General features: G+C 66.5%; 13 protein-coding genes. 8 read left to right on the forward strand and 5 right to left on the reverse strand.

What is annotated here, in order from left to right:
* The first annotated feature begins 270 nt into the window (after window positions 1-270).
* The gene (locus RT456_RS14365; protein ID WP_313347721.1) at window positions 271-675 is read left to right on the forward strand and encodes a transposase; all 405 of its coding nucleotides are present in this window, start codon (window positions 271-273) and stop codon (window positions 673-675) included.
* 61 nt (window positions 676-736) lie between these two features.
* On the opposite strand, the gene RT456_RS14370 is transcribed toward RT456_RS14365, so the two are convergent.
* The gene (locus RT456_RS14370; protein ID WP_313347722.1) at window positions 737-2,467 is read right to left on the reverse strand and encodes a M28 family metallopeptidase; all 1,731 of its coding nucleotides are present in this window, start codon (window positions 2,465-2,467) and stop codon (window positions 737-739) included.
* A 52-nt stretch (window positions 2,468-2,519) separates the two neighbouring features.
* Complete coding sequence (locus RT456_RS14375) at window positions 2,520-3,182, reverse strand: hypothetical protein (protein ID WP_313347723.1); 663 nt, start codon at window positions 3,180-3,182, stop codon at window positions 2,520-2,522.
* A 182-nt stretch (window positions 3,183-3,364) separates the two neighbouring features.
* On the opposite strand from RT456_RS14375, the gene RT456_RS14380 reads away from it, so the two are divergent.
* Both RT456_RS14380 and RT456_RS14385 read left to right on the forward strand, forming a co-directional pair.
* Window positions 3,365-4,603 (forward strand): peptidoglycan DD-metalloendopeptidase family protein, encoded by a 1,239-nt coding sequence (locus tag RT456_RS14380; RefSeq protein WP_313347724.1) that lies wholly within the window; start codon window positions 3,365-3,367, stop codon window positions 4,601-4,603.
* Window positions 4,604-4,729: 126 nt separating this feature from the next.
* Complete coding sequence (locus RT456_RS14385) at window positions 4,730-6,175, forward strand: S41 family peptidase (protein WP_313347725.1); 1,446 nt, start codon at window positions 4,730-4,732, stop codon at window positions 6,173-6,175.
* A gap of 83 nt (window positions 6,176-6,258) precedes the next feature.
* Here RT456_RS14385 and RT456_RS14390 read toward each other — a convergent pair whose 3' ends face one another.
* A complete protein-coding gene (locus RT456_RS14390; protein ID WP_313347726.1) occupies window positions 6,259-6,951 on the reverse strand; it encodes a rhomboid family intramembrane serine protease in 693 nt (230 codons plus the stop codon).
* A gap of 232 nt (window positions 6,952-7,183) precedes the next feature.
* Between RT456_RS14390 and RT456_RS14395 the strand changes: the two genes are divergently transcribed.
* The gene (locus RT456_RS14395; RefSeq protein WP_313347727.1) at window positions 7,184-8,527 is read left to right on the forward strand and encodes an outer membrane protein transport protein; all 1,344 of its coding nucleotides are present in this window, start codon (window positions 7,184-7,186) and stop codon (window positions 8,525-8,527) included.
* A 147-nt stretch (window positions 8,528-8,674) separates the two neighbouring features.
* On the opposite strand, the gene RT456_RS14400 is transcribed toward RT456_RS14395, so the two are convergent.
* Window positions 8,675-9,403 carry a ThuA domain-containing protein gene (locus RT456_RS14400; protein WP_313347728.1) on the reverse strand — a complete coding sequence of 243 codons (729 nt, stop codon included), beginning with the start codon at window positions 9,401-9,403 and terminating at the stop codon, window positions 8,675-8,677.
* 102 nt (window positions 9,404-9,505) lie between these two features.
* Here RT456_RS14400 and RT456_RS14405 point away from each other — a divergent pair, with 102 nt between their 5' ends.
* Entirely contained in the window at window positions 9,506-10,144 is a 639-nt protein-coding gene (locus tag RT456_RS14405) for a hypothetical protein (RefSeq protein ID WP_313347729.1), read from the forward strand.
* Window positions 10,145-10,225: 81 nt separating this feature from the next.
* On the opposite strand, the gene putA is transcribed toward RT456_RS14405, so the two are convergent.
* Window positions 10,226-13,450 (reverse strand): bifunctional proline dehydrogenase/L-glutamate gamma-semialdehyde dehydrogenase PutA, encoded by a 3,225-nt coding sequence (putA, locus tag RT456_RS14410; protein WP_313347730.1) that lies wholly within the window; start codon window positions 13,448-13,450, stop codon window positions 10,226-10,228.
* Between the two features lie 275 nt (window positions 13,451-13,725).
* On the opposite strand from putA, the gene RT456_RS14415 reads away from it, so the two are divergent.
* The 3 genes from RT456_RS14415 (at window position 13,726) to ctaD (ending at window position 16,818) form a co-directional block, all read left to right on the forward strand.
* Window positions 13,726-14,202 (forward strand): DUF2244 domain-containing protein, encoded by a 477-nt coding sequence (locus RT456_RS14415; protein ID WP_313347731.1) that lies wholly within the window; start codon window positions 13,726-13,728, stop codon window positions 14,200-14,202.
* Window positions 14,203-14,213: 11 nt separating this feature from the next.
* On the forward strand, window positions 14,214-15,143 hold the full coding sequence (gene coxB, locus RT456_RS14420; RefSeq protein ID WP_313347732.1) for a cytochrome c oxidase subunit II: 930 nt from the start codon (window positions 14,214-14,216) through the stop codon (window positions 15,141-15,143).
* Window positions 15,144-15,207: 64 nt separating this feature from the next.
* Window positions 15,208-16,818 (forward strand): cytochrome c oxidase subunit I, encoded by a 1,611-nt coding sequence (gene ctaD / locus RT456_RS14425; protein ID WP_313347733.1) that lies wholly within the window; start codon window positions 15,208-15,210, stop codon window positions 16,816-16,818.
* Window positions 16,819-16,826: the final 8 nt, after the last annotated feature.

Genomic DNA, 16,826 nt, shown 5'->3' on the forward strand with positions numbered 1-16,826 from the left:
CAAGCCATGCGAGAGTAGGTCATCGCCAGGGTTTATACCCCGAAAACCCCGTTGCCCAGGCAACGGGGTTTTTTTTGCGTGCCGACTAACCGTCGGCACCTACACGCAACGGGGTTATTTCTTGTGTGCTCGGATGCAACCCTACCGGCGTCGTCTGACACCGTGATTGAGACTTCCCGGATACAACCGATCACAGGCAGACGCCACCCTGTGGTCATGTCCAGTCCACGTCTCCTCATCGGTCGTCGCTCCCTCCACGGGGCGTACTACATGCTCACCACCACGGTGGCTGACCGCCAACGCATCTTCATCGACGACGCCACCGTCGAATGTGTGGTCGAAGCCCTGCGCTGCTCCGACCGTGAAAAAAGATCGAAGACCCTCGCTTGGGTGGTCATGCCAGACCATGTCCACTGGCTGATGCAGCTGGGCAACGGCAACATCAGCCGCTGCATGCAGGCGTTCAAATCCCGCTCGGCCCGGGCGGTCAACCTGCACCGGGGCAGCGAGGGCACCTTGTGGCAACGCGGCTTCCACGATCACTGCATCCGGTCGGACGAGTCACTACAGCACCAGGCCAACCACCTGATCGAGAACCCGCTTCGCGCCGGCCTCGCTACCAAGGTAGGCGACTACCCGTACTGCTGGACGCGTTGGCCATCAACGACTGCATGACCCAAAAAAAGCGGCGCCCCAAGGGACGCCGCTTCGTCACAACCCGCGGTGTGAACCAGGCTTACTTCGCGGCAGGCGCCGCAGCCGCTGCCTCGGTCTTGCCCTTCATCATCTCGTCGCGCGCCGCCTTGAACGGGTTGCCTTCATACCAGTTCGGCCAACGGCCGCCAACGGCCAGCTCCTTGCCCACGCCGTACAGCAGCTGCAGGTCTTCCACCGTGCCGTCCAGCTTCCAGGTGCTTGCGTCGTACTCATCCTTCGGGCCGTGGTAACGGTCGCGGCCATAGGCCTCGGCCGCCTTGCGCCCGGCATCCACGCCGCCGTCCAGCAGGTCTTCGCCGCCATCGGCATACAGGGCCGGCACGCCCGCCTTGGCGAAGTTGAAGTGGTCCGAACGGAAGTAGAAGCCGCTCTGCACCGAGCTCTCGCCGTGCAGCGTGCGCTTCTGCGCGGCGGCCAGCGGCTTGAGGATGTCCTCCAGCTCGGAGCTGCCGAAACCGGTCACGGTCATGTCCTTGGCGCGGCCGGCCACCGACATCGCGTCGATGTTGATCACACCGGCGATCTTGTCCAGCGGGAAGGTCGGGTGGTTCACGTAGTACTTCGAGCCCAGCAGGCCCGACTCTTCCAGCGTCACCGCCAGGAACACCACCGAACGCTCCGGCGCCGGCTGCTGGTGCGCCATGGCATCGGCGATCTCCAGGATCCCGGCCACGCCGGTGGCGTTGTCGATGGCACCGTTGTAGATGTTGTCGCCCTGCTCGCCCTCGTGCTTGCCCAGGTGGTCCCAGTGCGCCATGTACAGCACCGCCTCATCGGCCTGCTTGGCGCCCGGCAGCACACCGACCACATTGCGCGACTTCTTCTCGGCAATGGTGCTCTTGAGGTCCAGCGACAGCTTGGCCTTCAGCGGCACCGGTTTGAAGCCACGCTTGTTGGCATCCTTGTAGGCCTGGTCCAGGTCCAGCCCGGCATCGGCAAACAGCTGGCGCGCGGCGTCGGCGCTGAGCCAGCCCTGCGCCGGCAGGCGCGGTTCCGGATCGTCCTTGGCAGTCAGGTCGTACTGCGGGCCGGCCCAGGAATTCTTGACCACGTCCCAGCCGTACGACGCGCCGGCGGTGTCGTGCACGATCAACGCCGCTGCGGCACCCTTGCGGGCGGCTTCCTCGAACTTGTACGTCCAGCGCCCGTAGTAGGTCATGCGCTTGCCGTCGAACAGCTTGTCGTCGTTGGCATGGAAGCCCGGGTCGTTGACGAACATCACCACCGTCTTGCCCTTCCAGTCCTGCCCGGCGTAGTCGTTCCACTTCTGCTCCGGCGCGTCCACGCCGTAACCGACGAAGACCAGGTCGCTGCCGTCGATCTTCACTTCCTTCTGGCCGCTGCGCGTGCCGATCACCATGTCGGTGCCGAACGTCAGGTCGCGCTGCTTGCCCGCCTGGTCCAGCTTCAGCACCGTGCTCTCGTCGGCGGTGGTTTCGGTCATCGCCACCTCCTGGAACCAGCTGTCGCCATTGCCCGGCTGCAGCCCGATGCGTTGCATCTGGTCGCGGATGTACTCAACCGTGCGGTCCTCGCCGGTGCTGCCCGGCGCGCGGCCTTCGAACTCGTCCGAGGACAGCGTCTTGACCAGCTCGCCGAAGTCGCCGGTGTTGATCTCCGGAGAGAAGGCGTGGCCGGCGGCGGCCGGGGCGGTATCAGCGACCGGCGCGGGTGCCGGTGCAGCGGTCTCGCCCTTGCACGCGGTCAGCGCGGCAGTGGCGGCCAGGCACAACAGAAGTTTGCGGGACATCATCGATTCCTGGAGATAAAGGGCCGGTGCACGGGCACCGGGTGCAAGGGTATCAATCGTTCGGCGCCGCGTCGGTAGTGAACGGCACGGGTTCGGCGCCGGTGACCGCGCCGACATGGGCGCTGCGGTGCACGTACAGCGTAACCTCGCGGTCGAACTGCAGCGGACCCTTCACGGCCGCATTGGGGCCGATGATCACGCGCGGCTTGCGGCCCGGGCCCAACGACAGGCTGAAGTTGGGCTTGTTGACGTGGATCCCGCCTTCAACCACCGACCCGACGCCGACGGTAATGTCGCCGTTGACCGTCTCGATACCCTTGGACAGGCGCGTATCCACCAGTCCGATGCCACCGTTGACGGTCTCCACGCTGCCATCGATGCGGGTGCCACGGTCGGTGAAGATGCTGCCGTTGACGGTCTCAAGGTCGCCGTCGATCTCCACCTTCTGGCCGACCCGGATGCTGCCGTTGACCGTGGAAATGCCCCGGGTGCGTGCGCGGTCGCCGATCCTGATGCCGCCATTGACGGTCTGGATGTCGGCGGTCTCGGTGTCTTCGTCCACGGTGATGCCGCCGTTGACGGTTTCAAGATCGCCATAGGCCTGGCCCGCGGTGGCATGGATGCTGCCATTGACCTTGCTGATGCTCTCGTTGGCAAAGGCGGGCGCGAAGGGCAGCACCAGGGCCAACAGCAGCGGTAGCGGGAAACGTTTCATGCATGCCTCGTCCGGTATGCGGCTGGCAGGCCGCCTGCAGGAATGTCACCATGCAGCGCTGCAATCCGCATCTGCCTGAAGTCACTGGAACGCCCTTGCGCCCCAACGTCTTTTCCTCACGCCGGAGTAACAATCCGAACGCTGGGCACGGCCGTGGCCCGCGCTGGCCGGTGGCGCTGGCGATGCTGGTACTGCTGGCCGCACTGGCCGGTGCGGCGCCGCTGGGTGCACAGAACCCGAAGGAAGCCGAACGCAAGCTGCAGAAGCTGCGCACCGAGCTGAAAGGCGTGGCGCAGGAACGGCGCACCCTGGAAGGCCAGCGCGGCCAGGCCTCGCGGCAGCTGCGCGAGGCCGATGAAAAAGTGGCACGTACCGGCCGCGTGCTGGCCCAGACCGAAACGGCACTGCAGCGCGAAACCCGCGCCCTGCAGGAACTGCAGCAGCGCCGTACCGCACTGCAGAGCGGCCTGCAGCAGCAGCGCCAGGAGCTGGCGTCGCTGCTGCGCGCTGCGTATCGGATCGGCAACAACGCCCCCCTGAAGCTGCTGCTCTCGCAGGACCGGGTGGCCGATGCCAACCGCACGCTGGCCTATCACCGCTACCTGCAGCGCGAGCGCGCGCGACGCATTGGCGCGCTCACCGCCGACCTGACCGAGCTGCAATCGGTGGAGACGCAGATCGTCGAACGCCGCCAGGCCCTGGAAGGTACCCGCCAGCAGCAGAAGCAGCAGGCGGCGACGCTGGCCGATGACCGTCGCACCCGCGCGGCCGCCGTGGCCAGCCTGGACGAACGTTACAAGGACCGGAGCGAGCGCGAGAAGGCGCTGGGCCAGGACGCCAAGGCGCTGGAATCGTTGCTGGCCAACCTGCGTGCCGCCGCCGCGCGCGCCGACGCCGAGCGCCGTGCCGCCGCGCGCCGCGCCGCTGCCGAGAAGGCGGCTGCGGACAAGGCCGATCGGGCCGCCGCCGCCAGCGGCACGCGGCCGCCGCCGCGCCCGGGGAAAACACCGCCTGCGGTGGCCTCCGCACCTGCACCCAAGGTGGGTGGGCTGGGCTGGCCGCTCTCCGGCAACCTGCTGGCGCGTTATGGCGGCAAGCTGCCCGATGGCCGCACCAGCAGCGGTGTGCTGATCGGTGCCGGTGCCGGCAGCACCGTTACCGCAGTGGCCGACGGCACCGTGGTGTTCTCCGACTGGATGACCGGCTACGGCATGATCCTGATCGTGGACCACGGCAACGGCTACATGAGCCTCTACGCGCACAACGACACCCTGCTGCGTGACGCCGGTGCCACGGTGAAGAAGGGCGACGCCGTGGCCAAGGTCGGCAACTCGGGTGGGCAGGGGGTGACCGCGCTGTACTTCGAACTGCGCCGCAACGGGCAGCCGGTGGATCCGTCGTCGTGGTTGCAGCGGCGGTAGGTGTGCGTGCAGCCACCCACGGGGTGGCGCTTCCGTTCAACAAGAATTTACCGTGCCTTCGCGCATAATCGGGCCACGCATCCCCGGTGCGTGTCGTCCCGTCCCCCGCTCACTCTGGAGTGCTTCATGCGCGTAGCCCGTTCCGCCACCCTGCTGCTGGCCCTGGTGCCGGCGCTGTCCTGGGCACAGCAGACCGCCCAGGTGTCGGAACGCGGAGGCGATGCGGCCGCCACTGAAGAAGCGGTGACCTCGCGTGTACCGCTGGAGGAAATCCGCCGCTATGTGGCCGTGTACAACGCGGTACGCGCGGCGTATGTGGAGCCGGTGGACGACAAGAAGCTGATGCAGTCGGCCATTCGCGGACTGCTGCTGGACCTGGATCCGCACAGCACCTATTTCGACAAGGAAGACGCCGAGGCCTTCGACGAGCAGGCCGAGGGTGCCTATGAAGGCATCGGCGTGGAGCTGCAGCAGCAGCCGGACAACAGCAGCCTGAAGGTCATCTCGCCGATCGACGATACCCCGGCGGCCAAGGCAGGCATTCTTGCCGGCGATCTGATCATCGCCATCGACGGCAAGCCGATCAGCGCCATCGAGGCGACCGAGCCCCTGCGCGGCAAGGCGGGCAGCAAGGTCGTCCTGACCATCGTGCGCGAGGGCAAGGCCAAGCCGTTCGATGTGTCGATCACCCGCGAAACCATCCGGGTCACCAGCGTGCGCAGCCGCATGCTGGAGCCTGGCTACGGCTACATCCGCTTGAGTACCTTCCAAGCCGACACCGGTGCGGATTTCCAGAAGCACGTGGCGCAGTTGCAGCAGCAGGCCGGTGGCAAGCTCAAGGGGCTGGTGCTGGACCTGCGCAGCAACCCCGGCGGGCTGCTCACTGCAGCGGTCCAGGTCGCCGACGACCTGCTCGACAAGGGCAACATCGTCAGCACCCGCGGCCGCATCGCCATCAGCGACGCGCGTTTCGATGCCACCCCGGGCGACCTGCTCAAGGGTGCGCCCGTGGTGGTGCTGGCCGACGCCGGCTCGGCCAGTGCGTCGGAAGTGCTGGCCGGCGCGCTGCGCGACAACGGGCGCGCGCGCGTGGTGGGCAGCCGTACGTTCGGCAAAGGCTCGGTGCAGACCGTGCTGCCGCTGGACAACGGTGATTCGGTCAAGCTGACCACCGCGCGTTACTTCACCCCCAGCGGCAAATCGATCCAGGCCACTGGCATCGTGCCTGACGTGGAACTGCAGCCGGAAAAGAAGGCCGGGGAGGAAGACGATCTGCCGGCAAGCCTGTCCGACTACAGCGAAGCGACCTTGCCCGGCCACCTGCGCGGTGACGAAGAGGGCGGCGAGGGCTACCAGGCCGGCGATGTACTGCCCGGCGACGGCCCGATCAACGACGCCCTGGCCGAACTGAAGCAGCCCGGCTCGGTGGCCGCGAAACAGAAGGCCGACGCGGCAAAGAAGCCGGCGCCGAAGGCAGCGGCAAAGCCGGAAGCAAAGCCGGAAGCGAAGCCGGAAGCGAAGCCGGAAGCGAAGCCGGAAGCGAAGCCGCTGGACACGCCGACCAAGCCCTGATCGGTAGTGCCGGCCGCTGGCCGGCTCTGCATGCATCCCACCGTACGAGGAGCCGGCCAGCGGCCGGCACTACGGGTGTCGGCTTAGAACCCGTGCCGCTTGCGCAACCGCCGCGCGATCGCCGCGCGCACATACACCCCGTACGCCAGCCCGAACGCGAAACCGGCGATATGCGCCCACCAGGCCACCATGCCGAAGGTTGGGCCGATATAGGCGAATACCACCTGCAGCCCCGCCCATACGCCAATCAGCAGGTAGGCCGGTGCCCGCACGAACTCCAGGAACAGGCCCAGCGGAATCACCACGCCCAGCCGTGCCCCGGGGAACAGCGCCAGGTAGGCGCCAATCAGTGCCGACACCGCGCCGCTGGCGCCGATGATGATCTGGTCCGGGCTGCCCATCGTGTAGATCGCGGTCAGGTTGGCGATCGCCCCGCCGACCAGGAACAGCAGCATCAGCCGCCACGGGCCCAGCACCCGCTCCGCCGGCAGGCCAAAGATCAGCAGGAACACCAGGTTGCCCAGCAGGTGCGACCAGTCCGCATGCAGGAACAGCGCGGTGAACAGCCGCAGCACGCTGCCGTCCTCGAAGGTGGCCCACCAGTCCAGCGGCCGGGTCAGCCCGGTCGACAGCGCGCCCCAATCCAGCCACAGGCTGCGCCGTGCATCACCCGGCCGTGAGATCGACCACAGGAACGCGGCCCACAGCGTGGCGAACAGCAAGGGCGTGGCCCAGCGGACGGCGGACTTCTTGCGGGAGGGGAGCGAGACGAACATGGATGGGCGCTAGCCTAGCGCGGCGGCGCTCCTGAAGGGCGCGCGACGGGTTCAGCCTGAATAGCCGGAAGGGCGATGACCGTTATTGTTTCATTAACCGGTCTCGGTATACTCGCATACGGCGTCGTATGTCGGGAGGGGAATCCGGCGCGTTGTTTTCGGCCTTTCGGGGCGGGGAATGGCGCAGGCGCGCGTTGCCAAACATCACACGCATTTCCGGAGAGAACAAACGATGCATACCGCTTCCACCCTCGCCCGCGTCACCGCCCTGGCCGTCGGCATCGCCGGTGTCCTGGCCGTTGGCCACGTCAACGCCGCCGCCTTCCAGCTGAAGGAAAACAGCGCCAAGGGCCTCGGCCGTGCCTTCGCCGGTTCGGGCAGTGCCCAGGGCGACGCCTCGATCATCGCCGTCAACCCGGCCGGCATGCGCCAGCTGGAAGGCATGCAGATCCAGGGCGACCTGAGCGCCATCAGCTTCAAGGCCGAATACGAAGGCACCGGCCGCAAGCCGACCGGCCAGCCGCAGACCGGCGGTGACGGCGGCGACGCCGGCATGATTGCCCCGGTTCCGGCCGCTTACTTCCACATGCCGATCGGCGAACAGGCCCACTTCGGCGTGTCGCTGACCGCTCCGTTCGGCTTCAAGACCGACTACGACAACGGCTGGGTGGGTCGCTACAGCGGCCTGAAGACCGACCTGAAGGCCATCGACCTCGGCTTCGCCGCGTCGTACGACGTCAACCCGTACGTGTCCTTCGGCGCGTCGGTGTTCGTTGAGCACCTGACCATCGAACTGAGCAACAACATCGACTTCGGCACCGCGCTGGCCCAGTCCCGCGTGCCGGGCTTCGCCCCGGGCAGCGCCGATGGCAAGCTGACCGTTGAAGGTGACAACAACGCCGTGGGCTGGACCATCGGCGGTCTGTTCAGCCCCGATGAGAACACCCACATCGGCTTCAGCTACCGTTCCAAGGTCGAGCACAAGGTCACCGGCGGCGACGCCACCTTCGACGTGCCGGCCAACGCCGCTGCCGTGCTGGCCGTTGCCCAGCCGGGCCGTTTCGTGAGCACCTCGGGCAAGGCCACCCTGACCCTGCCGGCGTCGGCCACCATGAGCGTGACCCACAACGTCAACGACCGCTGGACCGTGATGGGTGACGTCACCCGTACCGCGTGGTCGACCGCGTTCGACCAGGTCACCATCGACTACGCGTCGGCGCAGCCGGACTCGGTGCTGGAATTCGGCTACCGCGATACCACCTTCGTGTCGCTGGGTACCGACTTCAAGCTGAGCGACACTGTCACCCTGCGTGGCGGCGTGGCGTATGACCAGACCCCGACCACCGACGCCCACCGCGACGTCCGCGTGCCGGACACCAGCCGCAAGTGGCTGTCGCTGGGCGTGGGCTGGACCCCGTCGGCGAACATGGAATACAACTTCGGTTATACCCACCTGTTCACCAGCGACCCGAACCTGAACGTTGCGGGCACCACCAACAACCAGGGCAACTCGCTGACCGGCAAGTACAAGGTCCGCGGCGACGTGCTGGCTGCCTCGTTCAACTACAAGTTCTGATCCACGGCGTTCGCGCCGCGTAGTACCGGAAGGCCCCGCGAAAGCGGGGCCTTCTGCGTTTGGGGAACCGAATGGGGACAACCGACGGGGGGTATCGATGGGGGAATCGATGGGGAGGCAGATGTCCGCTCTACCCAGTCGGTTGCCTCAACACTCGGGCGTACGCCCTGCCGCATACAACAACCCCTGCCGCAGGTGCGTCTGGAAATCCCGGTTGCGGTACACCGCCTTGTCATGCCCCAGGCCGGTGTACCAGCTGCGCCCGCCATCGTAGGCATGGCACCACGCAATGGGATGGTCGCTTCCCATCGTGCCGCCCTGGTACAGACGCTCGTCCACCGTGGCGGTTACCTGCACCTTGGGGCGCGGGTTGCTGCGGTAGTTGTACAGCTCGTCGCGCACCGGCCACGCGGCGCCATTCGGCTTGCCGCCGCGCTCCGGCTGCACGCGGCTGAACTGCAGGCCTTCCGGGTGGTTCTTGAAATACGCGCCGACCAGCTGCCCATACCACGGCCAGTCGTACTCGGTGTCGGCCGCCGAATGCACGCCCATGAAACCGCCGCCGGCACGGATGAAGGTCTCCATCGCCTGCTGCTGCGCGGCATCTAGCACATCGCCGGTGGTGTTGGCGAACACCACCACGCGGTAACGCGCCAGGTTGGCGTCGTTGAAATCGGCCGGATTCTCGCTCTGGTCCACCACCATCCGCTCGCGTTCGGCAAGCAGCCGCAGCGTGCTCACGGCCGTGGGAATGGAGTCGTGGCGGAACTTGGCCGTGCGGGTGAAGACCAGCACGTGCTCGTTGGCCACCGCCATGGCCGCAGGGGCGGAAGACAGGAACATCGCCAGCAGCAACGGCAGGAGAGTGGGGCGCATGGTCGGATCATGCCACAGCCACGTACAATCCCGTTCCCGCGCGCCCGGCCTGCTATGCCTGCCGCGCAGGAATCGTTCCACGATCCATGACAAGGAAACCACATGTCGCCCGTTCTGCTCCGCTCCACGCTGGCCCTGGGCCTGTCCGCCCTGGCCGCACCGGCCTTCGCCGCCGACTTCGCCACCTGCTTCACCCTCACCCCGGGCGTGTCCTGGTCCAACGGCAATGAAACGCTGACCATCGAGAAGGCCAGCTTCGCCGGCCAGGACGCCATCAAGGTGCACAGCGCCGGGGGCGGCGTGGGCACGGCAAGCTACTACGACACCAGTGGCCGCCAGTTGCTGGGCGAGGACCGGTACGGCATTTCCGCCTGGGGCGGTGATGCCGCCGCGCCGGTGATGACCGACACTTTCAAGCCGGCCCCGACCTTCCCGCAGAGCGCCAAGCCGGGCGAGCGCTTCCAGCTCAGCGGCAAGGGCGAACGTACGCACCATGTGGAAGAAACCGTCACCGCGATCGAGTACGACGGCTTCTCCGACTACACCTTCGTCGGCTTCGAAGATGTGGAGGCCGAGGTGGGCTACCAGCCGCGCACCTTCAAGGACACCTGCCACCTCACCGCGACCTTCGAGGACAGCCGCATCGAGGCGTGGTACGCCGCCGGCTTTGGCCGCATCAGGTTCGAGCGCTACACGGGCAACGACCTGCTGATGCGCGACGAGATCCAGACCATCGAGTAATGCCCGCCGCTGGCCGGCAGCGCCCGGCTAACAAAAAACCCCGCTTTCGCGGGGTTTTTCGTTATCGCAACGGGTGTGCGATCAATCGCCCAGGGTCAGCAGCGACGCATTGCCGCCGGCCGCCGTGGTGTTCACGGTGACGGTCTTCTCGGTGGCGAAACGCAGCAGGTAGTGCGGGCCGCCGGCCTTCGGACCGGTGCCGGACAGGCCCTGGCCGCCGAACGGCTGCACGCCCACCACCGCACCGATCTGGTTGCGGTTGACGTACACGTTGCCCACGTTGACCCGCGAGGAAATGCGGTCCACGGTTTCATCGATGCGCGAATGCACGCCCAGGGTGAGGCCGTAGCCGGTGGCGTTGATCTGGTCGATCACCGCATCGAGCTGGTCGCCCTTCCAACGGATCACATGCAGCACCGGCCCGAAGATTTCCTTGTGCAGCTGGTCAAGGTTCTTCAATTCGTACGCGCGCGGCGCGAAGAAGGTGCCATGTGCCGCGGCTTCGCTGAGCTCGGCAGCGGCAATCAGGCGCGCTTCCTTCTCCATGCGCAGCGCGTGTTCCTGCAGGATCTGCAGCGCATCGGCATCGATCACCGGGCCCACGTCGGTGGACAGCAGGCCCGGGTCGCCGATCTTCAGCTCGGCCATCGCACCGGCCAGCATGGTCATCACCTTGTCGGCGATGTCGTCCTGCACGAACAGCACGCGCGCGGCCGAGCAGCGCTGGCCGGCCGAGGTGAAGGCCGAACCGATGGCGTCCTTGACCAGCTGTTCCGGCAGCGCCGACGAGTCGGCGATGAAGGCGTTCTGGCCGCCGGTTTCGGCGATCAGCACGCCGATCGCAGCGTCACGCGCGGCCATCGCGCGGTTGATCGCACGCGCGGTGTCGGTCGAACCGGTGAAGGCCACGCCGGCCACGCGCGGGTCGGCGGTCAGCGCCGCACCGACGGTGGCACCGTCGCCGGGCAGGAACTGCACCACACCCTCGGGAACGCCGGCGTCCAGCAGCAGCTTCACGGCGTAGTAGCCGATCAGGTTGGTCTGTTCGGCCGGCTTGGCGATCACGCTGTTGCCGGCGGCCAGCGCGGCGCTGACCTGGCCCAGGAAGATCGCCAGCGGGAAGTTCCACGGGCTGATGCAGACGAACACACCACGGCCATGCAGCTGCAGTTCGTTGGACTCACCGGTGGGGCTGGGCAGCTTTTCGGCGTGGCCGAACTGCTCGCGCGCCTGCTTGGCGTAGTAGCGCAGGAAGTCCACCGCTTCGCGTACTTCGGCGATCGCGTCGGGCAGGCTCTTGCCGGCTTCCTTCACGCACAGCGCCATGAACTCGGCCAGGCGGGCTTCCAGCTGGTCGGCGGCGTGTTCCAGGATGGCGGCGCGGCTGGCGGCCGGCGTGCGGTTCCACTGCGGCTGCGCGGCCACGGCGTTGGCCAGCGCCTTTTCCACGGTGGCGCTGTCGGCCGGCTGCCACTGGCCCACCACTTGGCGGGTGTCGGACGGGTTGACCACGTTCAGCAGCGCGCCGGTCGGCTGCGCGCCCGGCACCAGCGGGGTAGCCTGCCAGGGCTTGACGGCGGCGTTGAGCTGCTCGGCCAGGGCGCGCAGATCGTTGTCGTTGGCGAGATTGACGCCCATGGAGTTCTTCCTGTCGTGGTTCTGGCTGCGCAGCAGGTCAACCGGCAGCGGGATTTTCGGATGCGGGATCGAGTCGAACGACGCCACGGCTTCAACCGGATCGCGGATCAGGTCGTCGATGGCCACGGCGTCGTCGGTGATGCGGTTGACGAAGCTGGAGTTGGCACCGTTCTCAAGCAGGCGGCGCACCAGGTAGGGCAGCAGGTCTTCATGCGAGCCCACCGGCGCGTACACGCGGCACGGCACGTTCAGGCGATTGGCGGGCACCACTTCGGCGTACAGGTCGTCGCCCATGCCGTGCAGCTTCTGGTGCTCGTACTGGCCGCCCTTGGCGATGGCCTGCACCGCCGCGATGGTGTGCGCGTTGTGCGTGGCGAACATCGGGTAGATCGCATCGGCATGCGTGAACAGACGCTTGGCGCAGGCCAGGTAGGACACGTCGGTGTTCTGCTTGCGGGTGAACACGGGGTAGGCCGGCAGACCGTCGATCTGCGCGCGCTTGATCTCCGCATCCCAGTAAGCGCCCTTGACCAGGCGCACCTGCAGGCGGCGGCCGATGCGACGTGCCAGGTCGGCCAGATAGTCGATCGTGTAGGGCGTGCGCTTCTGGTACGCCTGCACCACCACGCCGAAGCCTTCCCAGCCGGCCAGCGAGGCATCGCTCACCACCGCTTCGATGATGTCCAGCGACAGTTCCAGGCGGTCGGTTTCCTCGGCGTCCACGGTGCAGCCGATGCCGTAGGACTTGGCCAGCTGTGCCAGTTCCAGCACGCCCGGCACCAGGTCGGCCATTACGCGTGCGCGCTTGGCATGCTCGTAACGCGGGTACAGCGCCGACAGCTTGATCGAGATGCCCGGGGCCGAATTGACGTCGCCGTCCGGACGGCCGCCGCGGGTCTTGTGGTCGCCGCCGATCGAGTGGATCGCGCGACGGTAGTCTTCCAGGTAACGCTTGGCGTCCTTCATGGTCAGCGCGCCTTCGCCGAGCATGTCGAACGAATAGCGATAGCTGGCGTTGTCGCCCTTGTGCGAGCGCGACAGCGCTTCGTCGATGGTGCGGCCCATGACGAACTGATGGCCCATGATCTTCATCGCCTGGCGCACGGCCAGGCGGATCACCGGCTCACCCACGCGGCCCATCAGGCGCGCGAACGCGCCCGGCACGTCAGCGCGGGTGCCGTCGTTGATCTGCACGATGCGGCCGGTGAGCATCAGGCCCCAGGTGGAGGCGTTGACCAGCACCGAGTCGCTGCCGCCCAGGTGCTTCTTCCAGTCGGCATCGCCCAGCTTGTCGCGGATCAGCTTGTCGGCGGTGTCCTGGTCCGGAATGCGCAGCAGCGCCTCGGCCACGCACATCAGCAGCACGCCTTCCTCGCTGCCCAGGTCGTACTGGCGCATGAAGGCTTCAATCGCGCCCTGGTCCTGAGCGCGCACGCGCACGCGCGCCACCAGGTCGGCCGCAGTGGCCTGCACCTGCGCCTGCTCGTCGGCGGGCAGCCGCGCCTGCGCCAGCAGCTCGCGCACGTGGCTGGCCTCGTCCTTCATCCAGGCATCGGTGATGGCCTGGCGGAACGCATTGGGAACGGCCGGCAGCTCGGGGGACAGCAGCGGCGGGCGGGACGCGCCGGACGAAGCCGGGGCGGGGGGAAGGGCAGAAGGTGCGGTCATGCCGGTCGGCTCGTGGAAAACTTGACCATTTTAATCGTTTTTTCGCTCGATCGAGCATTCCGATCCAGCTGCCTGATGACGTTCATAGCCTTTCATACAGGGGGATTCGGGCGGTTTCGGCCAGCCCGTGTTTATTGTGCTGATTTCGTCAAATCGGCCGCCGATCCTCATGCTGTATTGCACCATTTCCGAAACTGTGAATGGACCCTTGCGGCTCGCGCGACAGCAGGGCTACCATCGAGACGTTTCCCGCGGCAGGAAAACGCGGTTGCGACATGATCGAGGTGCTGACAGCTCCGGACGGATCAGGGACGCAACTGCGGCTGCGTCCCCCACGGGCGCTCGATGCCCGGCAGTTCGTCCTGTTGTTTGCTGTGTTGACGGGGGCGATGTGGCTGGTGGCTGGCTTCGGCTGGGTCGCCGGCAACGTATTCGCCCCTCTGTTCGCGCTGCTGTACAGCCTGTTGCTGGCAGCGGCACTGCGTGTGTTGTGGCGTAGTGGAGAACGGCAGGAAGAAATCCGGGTAGTGCCGGCGTGCGTGGAGGTGATCCCCGCACCCGGTCAATCGCCGGTGTTCAGTGCCCACCCCCATTGGGTGAGGCTGATCACCGACGACGAGAGGGTCCGGCTTGCGTCCAGCGGTAGGCAGGTGGAAGTGGGGAGTTTCCTCGCACCGGCCGAACGCCAGGCACTGGCAGAGACACTAGAAGGCTTGCTCGCGGCCAGCGATGGCTGCAACCGACGACGCTAAGGGTCTAGGCAATGAAGCAACGCAGAAAGTGGGGCACGAGGTTCGCGAAGGCAGTGGGGTGTGGGGCAGCGCTGACGGCGCCGGCACTGGCGTGGGCCCAACAGGCCGACCCCAAGCCGTGGCAGCTGAACATGGGCAAGGGGGTGACCCAGAGCTCGCGGTTGGCCTGGGAATCCAACATGTTCTCGCTGTGGGTGTGTACGGTCATCGGCGTGCTGGTGTTCGGCGCGATGTTCTATGCCATCTTCAAGTTCCGCAAATCCAAGGGCGCGGTCGCCGCCCAGTTCAGCCACAACACCAAAGCCGAGATCATCTGGACGGTCATTCCCGTGCTGATCCTGGTGGTGATGGCGTGGCCGGCCACCGCGAACCTGATCAAGTTCTACGACACCCGCGATGCCGAAATGACCGTCAAGGTCACCGGCTACCAGTGGATGTGGAAGTACGAATACCTGGGGGAGGACATCACCTTCACCAGCCGCCTGGACCGTGAGTCCGACCGCGTCCGCCAGAGCGGCAAGGTGCCGGACCGGGAGACCCATCCGCACTACCTGCTGGATGTGGACAACCGCCTGGTGCTGCCGGTGGATACCAAGGTCCGTTTCGTCATCACCTCCGACGACGTGATCCACGCGTGGTGGGTGCCGGCCCTGGGCTGGAAACAGGACGCCATTCCGGGGTTCATCAACGAGGCCTGGACCAACATCGAACAGGTCGGCGTGTACCGCGGCCAGTGCGCTGAACTGTGCGGCAAGGACCACGGGTTCATGCCGATCGTGGTGGAAGCGGTGTCCAAGGAGGACTTCCAGAAATGGTTGGCCGAACGGCGGCCCAAGGCGGCGCCCGATCCGGCACCGGCACCGGCCGCGCCGGAAGCCACGCCGGCCCCTGCGCCGGCACCGGTCGAACCTGCAGCAGCCCCGGCAGCCGACAACGCCTGACATCGAGCCGCGCGCACCGGTCGGTGCGCGCGGGTACCAGCGGAACCAATGAGGTGTAGTTGCGATGGCGCATACCGCAGTTGACCACGACGGGCATCACGGGCATCAGCAGACGTTCTTCGAGCGTTGGTTCTTCTCGACCAACCACAAGGACATCGGCACGCTCTACCTGCTTTTCAGCTTCATCATGTTCATCATCGGCGCGGCGATGAGTGTGATCATCCGTGCCGAGCTGATGCAGCCCGGCCTGCAGTTCGTCAAGCCGGAAACGTTCAACCAGCTCACCACCGTGCATGCGCTGGTGATGATCTTCGGTGGGGTCATGCCGGCCTTCGTCGGCCTGGCCAACTGGATGATTCCGCTGCAGATCGGCGCGCCGGACATGGCGCTGCCGCGCATGAACAACTGGTCGTTCTGGCTGCTGCCGGTGGCCTTCAGCCTGCTGCTGATGACCTTCCTGTTGCCCGGTGGCGCGCCCGCCGGTGGCTGGACGCTGTACCCGCCCCTGTCGCTGCAGGGCGGCTACAACGTGGCGTTCACCGTGTTCGCCATCCACGTGGCAGGCATCAGCTCAATCATGGGCGCGATCAACATCATCGCCACCGTGCTCAACATGCGCGCGCCGGGCATCGACCTGCTCAAGATGCCGATCTTCTGCTGGTCCTGGCTGATCACCGCGTTCCTGCTGATCGCGGTGATGCCGGTACTGGCCGGTGCGGTGACCATGCTGCTGACCGACAAGTTCTTCGGCACCAGCTTCTTCAACGCGGCCGGTGGCGGCGACCCGGTGATGTTCCAGCACATCTTCTGGTTCTTCGGTCACCCCGAGGTCTACATCATGATCCTGCCGGCGTTCGGCGTGGTCAGCGAGATCATCCCCACCTTCAGCCGCAAGCCGCTGTTCGGCTACCAGGCCATGGTCTACGCGGTCGCGGCGATCGCCTTCCTGTCGTTCATCGTCTGGGCCCACCACATGTTCACCGTGGGCATGCCGCTGGGTGGCGAGATCTACTTCATGTTCGCCACCATGCTCATCTCCATCCCCACCGGGGTGAAGGTGTTCAACTGGGTGAGCACCATGTGGCGCGGCTCGCTCAGCTTCGAAGCGCCCATGCTGTGGGCGGTGGCCTTCGTCATCCTGTTCACCATCGGCGGTTTCTCCGGCCTGATGCTGGCCATCGTGGTGGCCGACTTCCAGTACCACGACACCTACTTCGTGGTGGCGCACTTCCACTACGTGCTGGTGACCGGTGCGGTGTTCGCGCTGATCGGGGCGGTGTACTACTGGTGGCCGAAGTGGACCGGGCGCATGTACAACGAGACCTGGGCCAAGGTGCATTTCTGGTGGACGATCGTGTTCGTCAACCTGCTGTTCTTCCCGCAGCACTTCCTGGGCCTGGCCGGCATGCCGCGCCGCATTCCGGATTACAGCGTGGCGTTCGCCGACTGGAACCTGATCAGCTCGATTGGCGCGTTCGGCATGTTCGCCACCCCGTTCATGATGGCGGTGATCCTGATCGCCTCGCTGCGCAACGGCGAAAAGGCTGCCGACCGTTCGTGGGAAGGTGCACGCGGACTGGAGTGGACGATTCCCTCGCCGGCGCCGGCGCACACCTTCACCGTGCCGCCGGTGATCCGCCCGGGTGACCTGGCCCACGACGACATCACCCATTGAGGTTGCCC

The organism is Stenotrophomonas sp. (assembly GCF_032099025.1).
Classification (GTDB): Bacteria; Pseudomonadota; Gammaproteobacteria; order Xanthomonadales; family Xanthomonadaceae; genus Stenotrophomonas.